This window comes from Lactococcus sp. AK05, assembly GCF_041026685.1.
Taxonomy (GTDB): Bacteria; Bacillota; Bacilli; order Lactobacillales; family Streptococcaceae; genus Lactococcus; species Lactococcus lactis.
On sequence record NZ_JBFTEI010000001.1, the window covers coordinates 899,642 to 915,740 of the forward strand.

The following is a 16,099-nucleotide window of genomic DNA, read 5'->3' on the forward strand; positions in this document are numbered from 1 at the left end:
ATGTTATTGACACTGAAAATCTGTCAGTAATCACACAATCATAAAATCAAAGTCCGTCAACTCCGACTTCGTCCAAACAGAACAAGCCCAGTTTTCCATCTCGAACATCTTTGACGAACATATTATAGAAGCGATCATAATCATCACGGAAACCAAATCTTGCGGTCAACTCCATAATTAAATCTGGAATTTCAAGCTCCAAATCTTCTTCTGTCATTCGATATCGTTTCATTGTGACTGTTCGATAATTCTTCAAAAAATAATTTAATCCAAAAATTGTTACCTCATCCATTGGCAATAAATCATCCTTAATTGCCCCAGTCAAAGCTAATTTTAAACCAACAAGTTGATCTTCAAATTTTGGCCAAAGAATACCTGGTGTGTCCAATAATTCTAATTCTTTATTGGTTCGAATCCATTGTTGACCCTTAGTTACCCCTGGACGGTTTCCAGTCACTGCAACTTTTTTACCTGCTAAGCGATTCATCAAAGTTGACTTCCCTACATTCGGAATTCCGATAATCATTGTTCGCAAAGTAGTATGAGCAATGCCACGCTCTTTATCATGAGCGACCTTATCAGCCATCAATTTTTTAGCAGCAACAGTTAATCTTTTTGCTGTATATTCTTCTTTAGAATTAATGGCTAAAGTTATAAAACCTTGTTCATCAAAATATTCAATCCATTGTGCTACTGCATTAGAATCAGCTAAATCAGCTTTATTTAAAGCAATAATTCTTGGTTTATCCCCAATAATTTGCCCCAACATCGGATTACGTGAAGAAATAGGGAGACGAGCATCAACCAATTCAATCACAAAATCAACATATTTTAAATTTTCTTGCACCTGACGACGTGCTTTGGACATATGCCCAGGAAACCATTGTATCACCATATTAATACTCCTCAAATCAACTGTAATCTCTACAGCTTTTATATATTTCTAATTTCACATTCAGATAAGAATCAAGACTTAGCTGAGTTTTTATTCTACTAAAAGAATACAAATTTGAATTCTAATTTTTGCCCTCTTTTAAACCCAAAAGAATATAAAAAATGGACAAAGATTACCTTATCCATTTTAGCATTTTTCAACTTTTTTTGTAATCCTCAATTTTCAGGATTCAGATTTTCCGATTTTTAATAAATCAAGACCCAAAGTTAATTCTCTTAAGACCTTTTTAAAAACCTCCACAGAGAAAGAAGGTGATGTTGTCAAAGTTAAGAAAGTTTCTCCCCGATCAGTAATCGTGTAGTCTGTATCATAAAAGCCATTCTTTTTATAGAATTTTAGACGTTTTACTCTCTGTTCATAATTATCTGCACTCGGATCAAGTCTCTCAATGTTCAAAGTAATATTTTTACCTGAAAATTTTTCTTTTAAAGTTTCTAAAATCGCTGAACCATAACCTTTAGACTGAACCTGATTATTAACTGCTAAATATAAAACAAAAGTCATCTCTTCATGACTCACAAGGTAAGAAATACCACAAAATTCATCATTTTGATAGAACGCCCAAAAATGTACATTTTTCTTCAAAGCCCAAAGTTTTAACAGCCAAATTGGATATTGTTCTTCTTTAGGAAAAGAATTTTTAACTAAATCTATGGCTTGACGATATTCCGGTAAAGTTTTAGATACATTTTTTATTTCTAAATTCATTATTTCTCCTCTACTTTAAGGGTAATATATCGATTATATCAAAAAAGATTTAGAGGTCATAATGAAGTCCTTTTACTATTAGTATAAAGTATCTAATCTAGTCTTATAAGCCAATTATTTAATGTTTGAAAGATTGCTTCTTGCTGTTGAAGATTAGAAATTGACGCCTTTTTATCTCCTTTTTGAAAACCATAGCTCCCAAATCCACTATGGTTTCCACCTTCTATAGTGATATACTTCGTTTGTTGTGGAAGATATTGTTTTGCCTTTTGATATGATGACCAGTTTAGGACCCCATCTTGAGAACCAACTATAGATAATATGCCTCCATTAAAATTAGTTAGACTTCCTTTTTTATCAGGATAACTAGCTAAAAAGAAGACTCCTTTTAATGATGAATCAGATATTCTTTTTTCTGCAAACCGACTTGCAATCACCCCACCTAATGAATGGCCACCGACCACATATTTATTGATTTTATTCGCTTTAATAATTGTAGAAGCTTTATCTGGATTCAACACCGCTAAATTTAAAGGTTCTTTTATTAGATAAACCGTATATCCTACTTTAGCAAGTTTATTTGCCCAAATACTATACCTCTTATTATCTACTAGAGCCCCCTGATAAAAGATAATGCTTGTTTTATTAGGATTTCCTTTAAATACAAGAGTATCATTCTGAACTTCAGCTTTTTGTGAAATTTTTAAACCTTCAGAAGTAGGATGATAGCTATTCGTCTTAAGGTAAAAAAATATAAAAGTAGCAATTATCAGTATTACCACTCCCGAAAAACCTAAAATTTTCTTTAACTTACTTTTTTTCATTCTTACTTCATTCTCCATATTGATATTATAATTATTATAACATGACAACAAAAACTAAAACGATTATATATTTATAATAATAAGATAAAAAATCTATTTGCATTATCTTGCATTTTTATCATATTTTAAATTAAATAATTGCAGTATATTGCTTATTTTTATGCGCTATGTTATGATAGTTAAAAAGGAGAGAGAATGTTATTAGAAGAAAGACTATCCAAAATTAGCCAAATCGTTGATAAAGAAGGCAGTGCCACAATTGATTTTCTAGCTCAAAAACTTGAAGTTTCAAAAGATACAATTAGGAGAGATTTAATAAAGTTAGAATCCAGAAAAAAATTGCATCGTGTTCACGGTGGAGCAATTCCAATCGGCAAAGAGGCTGAGATTTTGAATTATGAAGAACGCTCAAATATTTCCAGCAGTTTAAAGAAAAAAATAGCAAGTAAAATAAAAAATCTCATAAAAGATCATAGCACTCTTATTTTTGATTCATCAACAACCGTCGAAGCTGCTATAAAACAACTTGATAACTTCTCTATCTCAACCATCACAAACTCCCTCACCAATGCAATATTACTTTCGAAGTATGAGAACGCAACTGTACAACTTCTTCCCGGAAAATTAAACAAGAATCAACTATTCTTGTACGGCGAGGAAACCGTTGAAAAACTCTCTCAATATCAAGTTGATTTTACAATTTTAGGCGTTTTCGCTCTTTCTAATAATGGTTTATTTATTCATACTGAAGAGGAAGGCCTCGTCAAAAGAAAAATGATTCAACAAGGAAAGCAAGTCATAGCCTTAGCAGATCATACCAAACTTAATAAAGAAGGATTCTTTAAAATTTGTGATTTAAAAGAAATAGACTATCTCATCACCGATGAAAAAATTGAAGGTGAATTGATGAATAATTTAAATGATAATAATGTGAAAGTGGTGACTATAAATGAATAAAGAAATTGTTTACGAAAAAATAAACGAACCAAAGCTCTTTAACAATGTTCCACCGGTTACACTAACGGACAAAACATTAAAGGACCGAAAAGAAAAACTTTTAACAATAATGGCTAAAGAACAATACGATGCATTAATTATCTATGCAGACAAAGAACATGGCAGCAATTTTGAATACTTTACTGGATTTATTCCACGTTTTGAAGAAGGATTACTCATTATTGATAAAAATGATAAAGCCACACTTGTTTTGGGTAATGAGAATTTAAAAATGTCTAAACACTCAAGAATTGAAGCTAACCTTATTCATTACCCTCAATTTTCTTTGCCAAATCAACCCATGGATAACGAAAAAAGTCTAACTCAGATTTTTAAGGAGTTAGAACTTTATAAAAACAAAAAAATCGGCTTGATTGGCTGGAAGATGTTTACCACACAAAATGAAGAGCCTTCAGAATTATTTGATCTTCCCTACTTTATCGTAGACGCAGTAAAGAATTCACTCTCAACAGATACAATTGTAACTAACGCTGCTCACCTCCTCATTGGTCCAAAAGGAATTCGGACGATAAACAATGCAAACGAACTCGCGCATTATGAATATGGAGCAAATCTTGCCTCTCGTTGCATTCTAAATGCCATGAATCAGCTTAAAATAGGAATGAAAGAAAGTGAAATTGGCGCAATACTCTCTGACGAAGGGCAAGCCCATTCTGTAATTACAATTGCAGCTTCTGGAGAAAGATTTAAAAAAGCCAACTTCTATCCCACTTATAAAGAAATAAATTTTGGCGAACCAATTTCAATGACAACAGGTTTCAAAGGAGGCTTGTCTAGTCGAACTGGTTTTTTAATTAATGAGGAAAAAGAATTGCCAGATAATCAAAAACATTATCTTACTGATCTTGTCATTCCTTATTATAAAGGAGTCGTTTCTTGGCTAGAAAATATTTCCATCGGGATGTTGGGAAATGATTTTTATAAAATGATTGATGAAAATTTGTCAAAAGCAAAGTATAATTGGCATTTAAATCCAGGACACTATGTCGCTGATGAAGAATGGATGGCCTCTCCTTTCTATCAAAATTCAAAACTGAAAATTGCTAGTGGAATGATTTTCCAAATTGATATTATTCCATCTGTGGAAGGTTTAGCAGGCGTAAGTGCTGAAGAATGCGTAGCTGTTGCTGATCAGTCACTTCAAAATGAGCTTAAAAATGAATATCCCGAACTATGGCAAAGAATTATAACACGAAGAAACTACCTCATAAATGAATTAAACATCAATTTAAGTCCAGATGTGCTCCCTTTATCAAATACAGTGGGCTACCTAAGACCTTTCCTCTTAGAAAAGTCGAAAGCTTTGAAAGTTAAATAAAGTTAATACTTATAAAAAAGAAGAATTCTATTCAGCAGAATTCTTCTTTCTTTTTTTAATATGTTTGAATATTTACGTAGACAAATATCTACTACTTCTAATGTGCAATCATTTCTTGAGCAATCTCAAAGCCCGTCAACTTTTTCGGATAATAAGTTGGCCAATTTTCTAATTCAGCCAAAACTTTTTCTTGGCTTTCTCCACCATGGAAAATATGAAAATGACTTGTCTTTACGGGGCTAATATTATGATCACTAAATTGAACATATTTAAATTCACCAGCTTTGGGATCATTTGATTCAAATAAATAGCGAACCCCTCGGTTTCCTTTACTATAGTTTAGAATTTTGAAGCCTTTATATTGATATGTATAGCTCTCTTTTACCCCATTTTTAACGAAACTCATCGTTTTATCATCTATTAAAATTTGGTCAACATCCGTTTTATAACCCTTTGTGTAATAATCCTTATAGTCAGCAGCTGACATATCTTTATTAATTTTTGATTTAAGCTCAAACACTTGGTCTAATGTTCCTTTTTCCAAGAGAGGATAGACAGATTGCCAATTTCCACTATAATCACTTAAGGAACGGTTTTTCACATCAACATCAGGAAAATAACCATTGGCAACCGTTTTTAGTTCTTTACTTTTCTCTTCTGCCTGAATTTCTTTTCCTTCAGTTTCTGTTGTTTTCTTCAGGGCTATTAAATTTTGTTCCATAACTTTGATATAATTCCCGCCTTCTGAAAGTTCTTTCTTCGTCAAACTTTCTAATGGATTAAGCACCTCAACTTTTACTTTTGCTTCTTTGGCGAGTGTTTTGGCAAATTTATCATTAGCATTTTTTTCAAAATAAATATACTGAATACTATTAGCTTCAACATATTTTTTTAATTCCCCCAATCTTTTAGCTGAAGGCTCTTTGTCAGGATTTAAACCTGCAATAGACAATTGATTAAGACCATAGTCTAATGCTAAATAGCGGAAAGCAGCATGTTGAGTCACAAAATTTTTCTGCTTAGCATCTTTTAGTTCTTCACTGTATTTTTGATCAAGTTTACTTAATTTTTTAACATATTTTTCAGCATTTTCATTGAAAAGATTAGCTTGTTTAGGATAGAGTTTCTTTAATTGAGCTTCAATTGTCTTTACTTCTTTAATCGCCATCTTTGGTGAAAGCCAAGTATGTGGGTCATACTCATGATGATGATCACTTTCATTTTCTGAGTGCTCATGCTCATCATCAGAACCTGGAAGTAAAACAATTTCTCTTGTTCCTTCGATAATCTTGGGCGATTTTTCTCCCAAAGTATTTTTCAACTTTCCTACCCAAGTTTCCATATTATCATTATGATAAACAAAAAGATCTGATTGATTAATTTTCAACATATCTTTTGCTGAAGGCTCATAATCATGAGGCTCTGTACCTGCTGCTACTAATAGTGATACTTCTCCAGCCTCACCCACAACATTCTTTGTGAATTCATAAACGGGATAAAAAGTGGTAACAACTGATAGTTTTGAACTGGCGTTTTTTTCATTTTCTTTTGAATTTGTATTCTGACAAGCAGCTAAAAATATTAAAGCCACTAATCCTAAACATACACTAATAATCCATTTTTTCTTATACTTGATTAAGTTCACTCTTAAAATCCTCCTAAAAATAATCATCTTTACTCATTTACTCTAGAGATAAATATCAAACCAGTTAGTAGTTGATTAACCGGTTAACTTTATAGTCAAAAAAATATTTAATTTCTATTAAATTTCACTTTTCAAAAGACACCTCCTTATATAGTTAACCAGTTAAGTATATCTAAAGTTTTATAATTTGTCAACCGGTTAAGTAATTTAAGTTTATAAAAAAAGACTTAATTACAAAGTCTTTTTAGATTATTCATTTAATTTCCTCATTGACCTGAAAGTACCTTTTTCAAATTTTCATTGATTACAGAGGTGTCTTCAGGATGTTGATTGACTAATTCATTAGATTTAAAGATTGCGGCAGATTCAGGTGATTGAACTGCCTGTTTGATATGCGAATCACTTATCGAATTAATGTAATCTAATTCATCTTGCCACGCCTTTTTTAATTGAACATAGTATATATTTTCTGAGCTTTGTTGCCTACAACTGCTACTCAGTTCTGTTGAACTAGCTTGTTTTGTTTGAGTCTCTTTGGAAGACTCTCCTATCAATTTTGTCGTACTTTGACTGCTATCTTTTGATGAACTATTGGTCTTACTGCAAGCCGTAACTGTAAAAAGTATGAGTAGTGAAAGTATCCCAATAAAAAATTTTTTCATTCATCCTTCTCCTAATAAATATTTTATTAATTTTTATCTTTCTTAAGTCCTAAAAGTTTCTCCATATTCGTATCAGGTAACAATTTTGCGAGCTCAAATCCTGTATTAATTTTTGAATAAATAGAACAAACTACAAAGATATTTTTGTTAGAAAATTTGACCATTTTTGATTGACCTGATGAGGCTGGAATGTGATGGTGGCCATGAATTGCTCCAATAATATTAAAATCTTCGAATAAACTTAATATCCCCCTATGAGCACATTTATAAGATTTGTTATAGGAGCTGCTCTTTGGTGAAAGCATGCTTAATTCATTAAATAATGGAGCATGAGAAACAACTACTGTTGGAATTTGTTTATCTTGAGCAAGAAGTCTTTTCAGTTCAATAGCAATAAAATTTTGCAGTTCTTTCTTTCGCTTCGCAAGAGCCACTGGTATGGTTAAGCCAATATAACGCACCCCCTCATAAATCACCGATTCATTATTTAATATCTTCATTTTGGGATAATTTTGCGCTAACTCCTCTTTTATGAGTTCGTAAAAGGAATTATCACCTGTTGGTAATTTTGGCCATGCCTGATCTGGGTCTAAAACTAAATCTTTAAACCATTCTTTTTCTCTAAAATCATCCCATTTACTTTTAGAAAAAATCTTTTGTTCTGAAAGAATATCTGATAGCTCATGATTTCCAATAACATAAATACCTTGTATTTTTGAATCTGAAACTACAGAATCAGAAATATTTCCTACTAAAATATTGAAGTTAGGATTAGAGAAAGGAAGTTTTCCATCCCGACTATCAATATCTGAAATAACATTAATTTTATTATCATTTTCAGTAGAATGAACATTTTCAAAGTACTGCTCAAGGTCTTTAGGATTTTGACTATGTGCAACATAATTTTTTCGTAAATTCCTCAATTGATTACCCACATTTGATTTCAGTAGTGGTTTGGTCACCACTTCTTTAATAGGTTCAGCAATTTGAATGTTTTCAATTTCTAATTTAAGTGGGACAGGAAGATTTTCTAAACCAACTTCCAAATCTGACTGACCTGATAATGCTAAATTCTTACTTTGGTCAAGATAAATATTTTCTTTTGGTTGTTCATATGCAGAATCAAGCAAATGAACATTTTTACCATCCGTTGAAATCGGTAAATTCTGCGTCACTTCAACAACAAATTTCAAGTATTCGGCTAAATAAGACGAAATCCCAGTTTTTCTATTTTCACTGTGTAAAAATTTTCCAGCCAGATTAGCAGAAAGAGGGCCCGTTTCATCATGTTGCATCAGTCTTCCCAAGACTTGCATTTCAAACAAAGGGTCCATAAAAATTTGTTGATAAGCCTCCTTTACTTCATTGGAATCAAGTCCAACTCTTTGTCCTGTTAATTGAAAAATAGATAAAGCCAAATATTTTTTTATATTATTTTCATGACTTTCAATATATTTTCTTGTTTCATTCGGATGCAAGATTGCTTGAATAGAGGCTTTCTGTATATAATTTCTTCCTGTATCATAAGGAATTGCAGAGTAGATTAAATCCCCCTTACTCTCAATTGCTAAAGATTTGTGATTTAGATTATAAACTAATTGAAAATACTGGCTCTGATAAATAACTTTATTGACTGAACGACGACGATTTTTTGGATAAAGTTCAAATCGACCTTCTAATAAATTTTGACTGATTTCAAGATTATTTTTTTTAATTTCTATCGCAGTTTCTACGGTTTCTTTTCGCTCTTTAGAAATTTCATTTTTAGCCTTCAAGATATCTAAACCCTTCTATTTTTTAACTAACCTTAATAAATTTTACTCTTTAACATCAGTAAAATTTTATTAGATTTAATTAAAGATTATGTCCTGTTTTTATCTAAATCCATTATATCAAATAAACTATTTAAAAATGCTTGTAAAATCAATCGTATAAACTAAAAAATAGCTAGTATATCATACTAGCTATTTTTCTAAAATCATTGATAAATTTCCCGACCTTTTTCATCTGGAATACCAGACATTCGATAAAAATAAGTATTAACTTGATCTCGCCAATTTCTGGCATTTTCCAATTGTAGATTTAAGCGTTCGAGCACATTATTATAAGTTGGCTCATCAATTTCTCCAATCAATGTCTGCCAACTTTTAAGATAAGACTCTACTCGCTCAAAGCCTTCAAAATGCTGGTCATAAATGGTCTGAATTAGTGTTTTCCCATTCTTTAAAAGTTGTCCATATTCGACATAATGGAAAAAAAGTAGAATTTCATCTTGAGTTTGACTTTTATCTTCAAAAATCTTGGATACTTCCGGGGTATAAAGGCTCGCATAACCAGTTCCTGTCGCACTTGTTCGATCTATTCCAAGACCATTGCGGTCAGCAAAATGATAGGCTCCCCAACGATCATATTCATAACCATTGACGGAAGGGCCATAGTGATAATGAGGAAGCATCATTGAACCCACACCAAGTGGCGCATTGTAGAGTTCATATGTTCGATTAGAATCAATCATGAGCTCAAAAATTTCTTTTCGTACTTCTTCTTTTACTTCTGGAAAAGTCAATGCAATCCATTCTTCCAAAATCTTAGCTGCTGTTAAATCATTGGCCCAACACATTCGACCAAAACTATAAAAATTTGCTTGGGCTAGCTTGTTTCCACACCAATTTTCATCCATTCCCACGTTACCAATGGCAACAAAACCTGAGTTTGTCGCTATAGGAGAATTTACTCTGATTGTGTCCTTTGGCTGACCATAGTTATCAAAATGAATCATTTCCAACCATTGAGGAAGAACATAGTTCAAGTCAATTTGATGCCCTAAATACTCGGCCGTGATTTGAAATTCCATTAATTGATTAGTCTTTTTAAGTGCTCCAAACAAGGGCATCAAAGGTTCTCTCACTCCAAAATCAATAGGACCAAATTTAATCTGTAAAATTACATTGTCCGCAAAATCACCATCAAGGGGCATAAAGTTTTCATAAGCTGCCTTAGCTCGGTCATTCTTACGATTCCGCCAGTCCGTTTGCGAATTATATACAAACGTTCGCCAAATGACAAGTCCTCCATTTTTTTCAAAAGGCTTAGCAAGCATATTGGCTCCGTCCGCATGATTTCGACCATATTGATAAGGACCAGGTTCACCCTCAGAGTCTGCTTTAACAACAAAACCACCAAAATCAGGAATGACATTATAGATATGGTCAATAGTTTGTTGCCACCATGAAGACACTTTTTCATCCAAGGGATCTGACGTTTCTAGTCCACCAATTAATTTTGGTGCTGCCCAATTAATAGCTAAGAAGGTCTTGAGACCAAAAGTCGCAAAAAGACTAGCAATCTCACCTACTTTTTCAATGTAAGGCGAGATAATCAGGTTTGTTCCCAAAGCTCTAACATTCACATTATTTAGTGAAATTGCGTTAATTCCAATGGAAGCAAGAAAACGAGCGTACATTTCTAAGCGCGTGAAATCATTACGAAAAATATCTGTTCCAATGTCTTTGACAGCAAAGGATCCTGTGTCTGTGTTATCATTTGAACCAAAGCGACCAAAGAAAATAGATTCCCCGGCATAGCCACGTTCAATAGTACCATCCACTTGGTCCCAGTGATTTATCATCCGCAAAGCTTGATTAGGTGCTGATTTTTCAGATAATTTGGCCCCTGTTAGTTTTAAACGCAAATAAGCATAAAATCCATAAAGCAAACCAACTGACGAAGCACCAATAATCTCATTTTCTCTGATTTCATAAGCTTCTAAATTATCATCCAGATCACTTTTTACTGACAAGACCACTGTTGCTTTTGACTTTTCTCCTGTCAGTTGACAGCCTAACCATTCACTGATTTCTGAGCGCAAACGAAGCGTGATTTTATCTTCAAATGCCACATCAACATAAAAAATCTCCTCTGCCAGTCCTTCTTTCAAGACTGAAGACTTCAGCCACATTTCATCAATCGTCATTTTCTCCCTTTCTTATCTAAACTTACGGTCAAATACCTTTAAAACCAACTTTTTCTCGTTTATCCCTTGAGTAGTAGATATAAGCTTCATCATTAAGTTGAGTCCCCAAAAGTTCAGGAATCGATTTAAAAGTAAACTCCTCTTCTTGTAGGTAATCTAAAATAGCAGACAAAGCAAAAACATCAGCTTCTTGAAAATCATGCATCAAGACAATATCGCCGTCTTTAGCATTATGGATAGCTTCAAAACATTTAGCCGGATCACCATGATCCCAACTCATTGTATCCAAAGACCAACAGATTAACGGACGATTAATGAGAGATAAAGTATGAGCATCACAATCCCCAAATGGTGGACGAACAAAATCAAAAGTCATACCTGTCAGTCGGTAAAAGAGGTCATCTGTCCTTTTTAGATCAGACAAAACTTCTTCTTCCGATAAGTCAGTCAAATGAGGATGACTATATGTGTGATTTCCAAAAGTAAAAAGCTCATTTTCTACCGCTGCTTTCATAATTTCAGGATAATCTGCCATATGCTCACCCCAGATCATGAAAGTTGCTGGAATTTGTCGCTTTATGAGTTCGTCATGCACCCAAAGCGTCCTTGCTCCCCAAGGCCCATCATCAAAAGTTAAAGCAATTTCTTTAGTCATTCTCTTTCTCCTTTCATGACCATTCTTTTTGATAATTTCCAGATAAAGCAAGAAGAGCAAAAAAGTAAAGCAGATTATCATAATAACGATACTTCCCTCTTCTAAGTTTCAAATTCCAGAAGTATTTGAGATATTTCAAAGCTAAAGTGGAATCAAACTCATTGGTGACAAGTGAGGCTTGAGCTAAAGTTGACCAAAGACCAATCGGATGATGAACTTTTAGCGGTGGAAAGCCTTCCGCGGTCTGTTCATCTTTCCTTAAAGGCTGACCATCAATTTTAAAAACAGGAATTTCTTCACCATTTTCAAGATAAGGCTCAAAGAATTTTTGGATATTTACGGCAATCTGACTTTGTCCAATCTCTTCGTGCTCCCAAAGCCAATCTAAGCCAATGCTTGCAACCGTCCGATAAGCATCACTAAAGAAGGTCCAATGGCCATCAATATCATAAGGCTTTCCCTCATAATCCGCATATTCTGGTGTCAATCCAGTCTTAGCATTTGCTGATTTAAGCCAAAACTTACGAGCTTCCACTTCAGCTCTGAGAAAGAAAGCCGAGTCTTCTGGATTGCCATATTTGGCATAAAGTTGATAGAAATGAGGTAAATGATAAGAAGGGTCAGTCATATGAAGATGAGCCACAAACTTAATATAAGTATTTTCCGGTTCAAACATAGGATAGCCACCTTGATTCTCCCCTTTATGAACCATCGCATGAAGTAATGCTCTTGCCTCGTCCCCATATTCTTTGATTTTCCATCTCTTTTCAGCCAGTAATAATGCTGCCGCAAAATATTCTTCCCCATCTGGAGCCGGACCGTCACTATTAGCTTGACCATTAGGTGCACAAGACCAGATAAAATATCCCTCGTTTTCATGACCCTTAGGCACTGTCATATAGGTTTTTACCCACTTCCATAACCGAGAAAACATTTCTGGTTTGTCCAACTGCAAAGTAATCATCATCCCATAAGACATTCCTTCCGTTCTGACATCATCATTGCCTGTATCAACAATATATGCCATACTCCCTTCTTCAAAATAAATACGTTCAGGAGAATCTTGTCCAAAAAGCGTTTCAAAGACATTTTCCAGTTTTTTATCTATTTCTTCTTTTGGTGCAACTTTCAGTAATAAGTTTTCCATGTTACCCCTTAACACCTCCTGCATTTCCACCACCTATAATAAAGCGTGAAAGAAGTAAGTAAGCGAGAATAGTAGGCGCAATTGCAATCGAAACGCCGACATATACTGCTCCCCATTCTACGACGTGACCACCACCACCATTTGCGGTTAATACCTGTATTTGCATCGGTAAGGTATATAGTTTTTGATTAGTAATCAAAATTAATGGCATCATAAAGTTATTCCAAGAGAAAATAAAGCCAAAAATACCCATTGTTGCTAAACCCGGTTTCATCATTGGAAGCATAATTCTATGGAAAATTTTCAACTCACTGGCCCCATCTAATCTGGCTGAATCAGCATAATCTTTGTTATAAACTGTACTCATATATTCACAAAGGAAAAAGATGGATGCTGGCGCACATATTGCAGGTAAAATTAATGGAATATAATTATCAAGTAAATTTAATTGAATCATGAATTTATAAAACCCAATCATTGACACTTGCCCCGGTATCATAATCAAAGCAATTATAAATCCATAGATTATTTTCTTTCCTTTAAAATCATAAGCCGTTAATGCATAAGCTGATAAAGCTGAAAAATATACAGAAATAGCTGTGGAAGTAATGGAAATAAAAGCTGAATTTCCCATTCCTTGCCACATATTCATCCCATAACCTTTTAATATTTGTAAATTATGAGCCAAAGAACTTCCTGGTAAAAGTGAAACACCTGAAGTAATTTGGACTAAAGAGCGCGTGGAATTCACTAACATATAAATAAATGGAATTAAACTTAATAAAGTCAGGATTCCAAAAAAGATGTAAATCAATGTTCGACGTGCTCTTAATTGCTTACTCATACTTTTAGGTTCCATTATTCTTCACCTCCAATATTTACTCTTTCTCTAAATCCACGGAACATAAGAATAGAAACAACAGCGGAAATAATCAATAAAAGTACAGAGGCTGCTGAAGCCAAACCATAGTTACGATAAGCAAAGGCCTGATTATAAATAAAGATGGACAGAGTATAAACTCCATTTTGTGGGCCACCTTGGGTCATAATAAAAGGAATATCAAAGACCTGCAAACCACCAATAAAGCTGGTAACAAAGGTATAAAGTACAATTGGTCTCAGTAAAGGCAAAGTAATTCGTCTAAATATTTGACCATCACTAGCTCCATCAATTCGAGCTGCTTCAAAGAGTCCCTCATCTATTGATGTAATCCCTGCAATATAAACAATCGAGGTTTGACCATACCACATCCAAAATTGAATGAAGATTACAATCCCTCTTGTCCCCCAAACCGATTGAAAGAAATTAAAAGGATGATTAATGAGGTGCAGATTTTGTAAGAGTAAATTTGCAAGACCTGTTGGATAGCCAAATATCCCACCAAATAAGGCTGCGATAGAAGCTGCCATTATCATGTTTGGTAAATAAAATACTGTTTTAAAAAAGCCACTTCCTTTTAAATTTAGTTTTCTATTTGTCCACCAAGCTGCTAAAATTAAAGCTAAAAGAACTTGTGGAATAAAAGTAAAAATCCAAAGCATTACTGAGTTACCCAATGCTTTCATAAAAAGTGGAGTGCTTGTCAGTAATGTTATAAAGTTCTGTAAGCCAACATTAGTCGCATCTGAAAAAGATTGCCAGCCATTCATACTGGTAAAACTAATCGCAATTGAATAAATCATTGGATAAAGTGTAAAAAGTAAAAATCCCACAAAAAATGGAATTAAGAAATAATAACCAAAACGATTATATTTCTCAAAATTTGATTTTTTCTTTCGAACACTTTTTTTAGTGTTTTCCATTTTATCTCCTTACTATAAAAAGAGAAGCAAACATAGTCCTTGCTTCTCTTATGTTTTCTAAATGTACTTATTTCACTTCAATATTAGGATAAGCAGACTTAACATCTGACTTGAATGTATCGAGTGCTTTAGATTTAGTGACTTTTCCTGTAGCATAAGGGTTAACAACATCATTAATCCAAATTGATTGGATACTTTGGTCATATTGTGTTTGATTTTTACCATTAATGGTATCTGCAACTTTTGACCAAACAGGATAAGGATTTTGTCCACCAATCAAACTGACCTTGGCATCTTTGCCTTGTTCTTTATTAATTGCTTTCACTGAGCCAAAGTCATTTTGTGTTTTGACATCCCATGTTTGGAATTCTTTGTTTGTTCCCATATAAACAGCGAGTGCTGAAGCTGCATCAGCATTTTTAGAACCTTGAACTCCTGCAAGCCAAGTGCCACCCCATGAATAAGACACCGGCCCTTCTGTCACGCGCCATGCTCCAGCTGTATCCTTAGCATAGTTTTTCAACCAATAAAAGAGTCCCCAAGATGGCATTGCATAAGCCCCAATCTTGTTAGATGAAATTCCACCATACCAGTCAGGAGTTTGAGGTGTTGTATTTTGACACCAACCTTCTGAAACAGCTTCTTTCATCAAATCTAATGAATCAGTCATTGTACTATCAATTTTAAGTTTATTATCAATCACCCAACCATCTTTTCTTGCACCAATAACTGGATTATAAATTTCTTCAAGTGAGCTAAAAAGATAAGCTTGTCCACCAGATTTTTCTTTGATTGTTTCGCCAGTCTTCTTAATTGCATCCCAACTAGACAAAGCTTTCTGAGCAGAAGCTACGTCATTTGGAGCAATACCTAAATATTTTTGGAAAACATTAGTATTATAGTAGTAAGCCCCCGGAGCTGCTTGGTAAGAAACTGCTACTTGTTTTCCTTTGCTATCTTTCCCCATATCAAGCGTATATTGGTAATTTCCCTTGGCGGCTGAAGCAACTCCGTAATCTCCAAGATTTGTTAATTTACCTGATTGAACATATTTTTCAACAAAACCTGCATCTAACGCCACCATATCTGGCGCTTTATCTGTTCCCAAAACAGAGTCTAGTTTTGTTTGAAAGTTAGCATAGGGAACAACAACTTGTTTGATGGTAAGATTTGGTTTTTCCTTTTTTAATTCATCAATCTGTGGTTGCATCGTAGTAAATGACCATAATGTAATAGTCTGTTTTTTGTTCAAATCAGCATTGCCAGCAGATTTTTTCGAACTACTTGTACTTGTACCACAAGCAACTAGGGTTACAGTTGCAAGTAAAGCAACAGAGCCAAGGCAAAGCTTTTTCCAATTTTTGGCGAGATTCATTTTGTTTTTCTCCTATT

Annotated in this window: 14 protein-coding genes; 2 read left to right on the plus strand and 12 right to left on the minus strand. The window is 33.8% G+C overall.

Going from position 1 to position 16,099, the window contains the following annotated elements; genetic code table 11:
* Positions 1–46 precede the first annotated feature (46 nt).
* From ylqF to AB6B24_RS04285, 3 genes are all read right to left on the minus strand, one after another.
* Positions 47–895, minus strand: coding sequence for a ribosome biogenesis GTPase YlqF (gene ylqF / locus AB6B24_RS04275; RefSeq protein WP_311802713.1), 849 nt, complete (start codon positions 893–895; stop codon positions 47–49).
* Positions 896–1,117: 222 nt separating this feature from the next.
* Positions 1,118–1,663, minus strand: coding sequence for a GNAT family N-acetyltransferase (locus AB6B24_RS04280; protein ID WP_021462679.1), 546 nt, complete (start codon positions 1,661–1,663; stop codon positions 1,118–1,120).
* A 92-nt stretch (positions 1,664–1,755) separates the two neighbouring features.
* On the minus strand, positions 1,756–2,487 hold the full coding sequence (locus AB6B24_RS04285) for an alpha/beta hydrolase (RefSeq protein WP_369164202.1): 732 nt from the start codon (positions 2,485–2,487) through the stop codon (positions 1,756–1,758).
* Positions 2,488–2,682: 195 nt separating this feature from the next.
* Between AB6B24_RS04285 and AB6B24_RS04290 the strand changes: the two genes are divergently transcribed.
* Together AB6B24_RS04290 and AB6B24_RS04295 are read left to right on the plus strand one after the other, a co-directional pair.
* The gene (locus AB6B24_RS04290; protein WP_311802717.1) at positions 2,683–3,444 is read left to right on the plus strand and encodes a DeoR/GlpR family DNA-binding transcription regulator; all 762 of its coding nucleotides are present in this window, start codon (positions 2,683–2,685) and stop codon (positions 3,442–3,444) included.
* Positions 3,437–4,822, plus strand: a complete 1,386-nt coding sequence (locus tag AB6B24_RS04295) for a M24 family metallopeptidase (RefSeq protein WP_311802718.1) — start codon at positions 3,437–3,439, stop codon at positions 4,820–4,822. The genes AB6B24_RS04290 and AB6B24_RS04295 overlap by 8 nt, the downstream gene beginning before the upstream one ends.
* Before the next feature lie 97 nt (positions 4,823–4,919).
* Here AB6B24_RS04295 and AB6B24_RS04300 read toward each other — a convergent pair whose 3' ends face one another.
* The 9 genes from AB6B24_RS04300 to AB6B24_RS04340 all read right to left on the minus strand — a co-directional run bounded on the left by AB6B24_RS04300 (position 4,920) and on the right by AB6B24_RS04340 (position 16,082).
* A complete protein-coding gene (locus AB6B24_RS04300) occupies positions 4,920–6,494 on the minus strand; it encodes a zinc ABC transporter substrate-binding protein AdcA (RefSeq protein ID WP_311802719.1) in 1,575 nt (524 codons plus the stop codon).
* A gap of 239 nt (positions 6,495–6,733) precedes the next feature.
* Positions 6,734–7,129, minus strand: a complete 396-nt coding sequence (locus AB6B24_RS04305; protein ID WP_311802721.1) for a hypothetical protein — start codon at positions 7,127–7,129, stop codon at positions 6,734–6,736.
* Positions 7,130–7,155: 26 nt separating this feature from the next.
* On the minus strand, positions 7,156–8,904 hold the full coding sequence (locus tag AB6B24_RS04310) for a metallophosphoesterase (protein WP_311802723.1): 1,749 nt from the start codon (positions 8,902–8,904) through the stop codon (positions 7,156–7,158).
* 203 nt (positions 8,905–9,107) lie between these two features.
* Positions 9,108–11,102: an alpha-glucuronidase gene (locus AB6B24_RS04315; RefSeq protein ID WP_311804185.1), complete on the minus strand. Its 1,995-nt coding sequence runs from the start codon at positions 11,100–11,102 to the stop codon at positions 9,108–9,110.
* Positions 11,103–11,130: 28 nt separating this feature from the next.
* The gene (locus AB6B24_RS04320) at positions 11,131–11,757 is read right to left on the minus strand and encodes a polysaccharide deacetylase family protein (protein WP_311802727.1); all 627 of its coding nucleotides are present in this window, start codon (positions 11,755–11,757) and stop codon (positions 11,131–11,133) included.
* Positions 11,758–11,770: 13 nt separating this feature from the next.
* Positions 11,771–12,904: a glycosyl hydrolase family 8 gene (locus tag AB6B24_RS04325; protein WP_311802729.1), complete on the minus strand. Its 1,134-nt coding sequence runs from the start codon at positions 12,902–12,904 to the stop codon at positions 11,771–11,773.
* Position 12,905: 1 nt separating this feature from the next.
* The gene (locus tag AB6B24_RS04330) at positions 12,906–13,748 is read right to left on the minus strand and encodes a carbohydrate ABC transporter permease (protein ID WP_031560090.1); all 843 of its coding nucleotides are present in this window, start codon (positions 13,746–13,748) and stop codon (positions 12,906–12,908) included.
* 14 nt (positions 13,749–13,762) lie between these two features.
* The gene (locus tag AB6B24_RS04335; protein ID WP_015426534.1) at positions 13,763–14,707 is read right to left on the minus strand and encodes a carbohydrate ABC transporter permease; all 945 of its coding nucleotides are present in this window, start codon (positions 14,705–14,707) and stop codon (positions 13,763–13,765) included.
* A gap of 67 nt (positions 14,708–14,774) precedes the next feature.
* Entirely contained in the window at positions 14,775–16,082 is a 1,308-nt protein-coding gene (locus AB6B24_RS04340; RefSeq protein ID WP_038600713.1) for an ABC transporter substrate-binding protein, read from the minus strand.
* Positions 16,083–16,099: the final 17 nt, after the last annotated feature.

What these genes read in the sequence shown, in the direction of transcription:
- ylqF (WP_311802713.1), bottom strand. Translation starts at nt 895, where the DNA reads ATGGTGATACAATGGTTTCCTGGGCATATGTCCAAAGCACGTCGTCAG.
- AB6B24_RS04280 (WP_021462679.1), bottom strand. Translation starts at nt 1,663, where the DNA reads ATGAATTTAGAAATAAAAAATGTATCTAAAACTTTACCGGAATATCGT.
- AB6B24_RS04285 (WP_369164202.1), bottom strand. Translation starts at nt 2,487, where the DNA reads ATGAAAAAAAGTAAGTTAAAGAAAATTTTAGGTTTTTCGGGAGTGGTA.
- AB6B24_RS04290 (WP_311802717.1), top strand. Translation starts at nt 2,683, where the DNA reads ATGTTATTAGAAGAAAGACTATCCAAAATTAGCCAAATCGTTGATAAA.
- AB6B24_RS04295 (WP_311802718.1), top strand. Translation starts at nt 3,437, where the DNA reads ATGAATAAAGAAATTGTTTACGAAAAAATAAACGAACCAAAGCTCTTT.
- AB6B24_RS04300 (WP_311802719.1), bottom strand. Translation starts at nt 6,494, where the DNA reads ATGATTATTTTTAGGAGGATTTTAAGAGTGAACTTAATCAAGTATAAG.
- AB6B24_RS04305 (WP_311802721.1), bottom strand. Translation starts at nt 7,129, where the DNA reads ATGAAAAAATTTTTTATTGGGATACTTTCACTACTCATACTTTTTACA.
- AB6B24_RS04315 (WP_311804185.1), bottom strand. Translation starts at nt 11,102, where the DNA reads ATGACGATTGATGAAATGTGGCTGAAGTCTTCAGTCTTGAAAGAAGGA.
- AB6B24_RS04320 (WP_311802727.1), bottom strand. Translation starts at nt 11,757, where the DNA reads ATGACTAAAGAAATTGCTTTAACTTTTGATGATGGGCCTTGGGGAGCA.
- AB6B24_RS04325 (WP_311802729.1), bottom strand. Translation starts at nt 12,904, where the DNA reads ATGGAAAACTTATTACTGAAAGTTGCACCAAAAGAAGAAATAGATAAA.
- AB6B24_RS04330 (WP_031560090.1), bottom strand. Translation starts at nt 13,748, where the DNA reads ATGAGTAAGCAATTAAGAGCACGTCGAACATTGATTTACATCTTTTTT.
- AB6B24_RS04335 (WP_015426534.1), bottom strand. Translation starts at nt 14,707, where the DNA reads ATGGAAAACACTAAAAAAAGTGTTCGAAAGAAAAAATCAAATTTTGAG.
- AB6B24_RS04340 (WP_038600713.1), bottom strand. Translation starts at nt 16,082, where the DNA reads ATGAATCTCGCCAAAAATTGGAAAAAGCTTTGCCTTGGCTCTGTTGCT.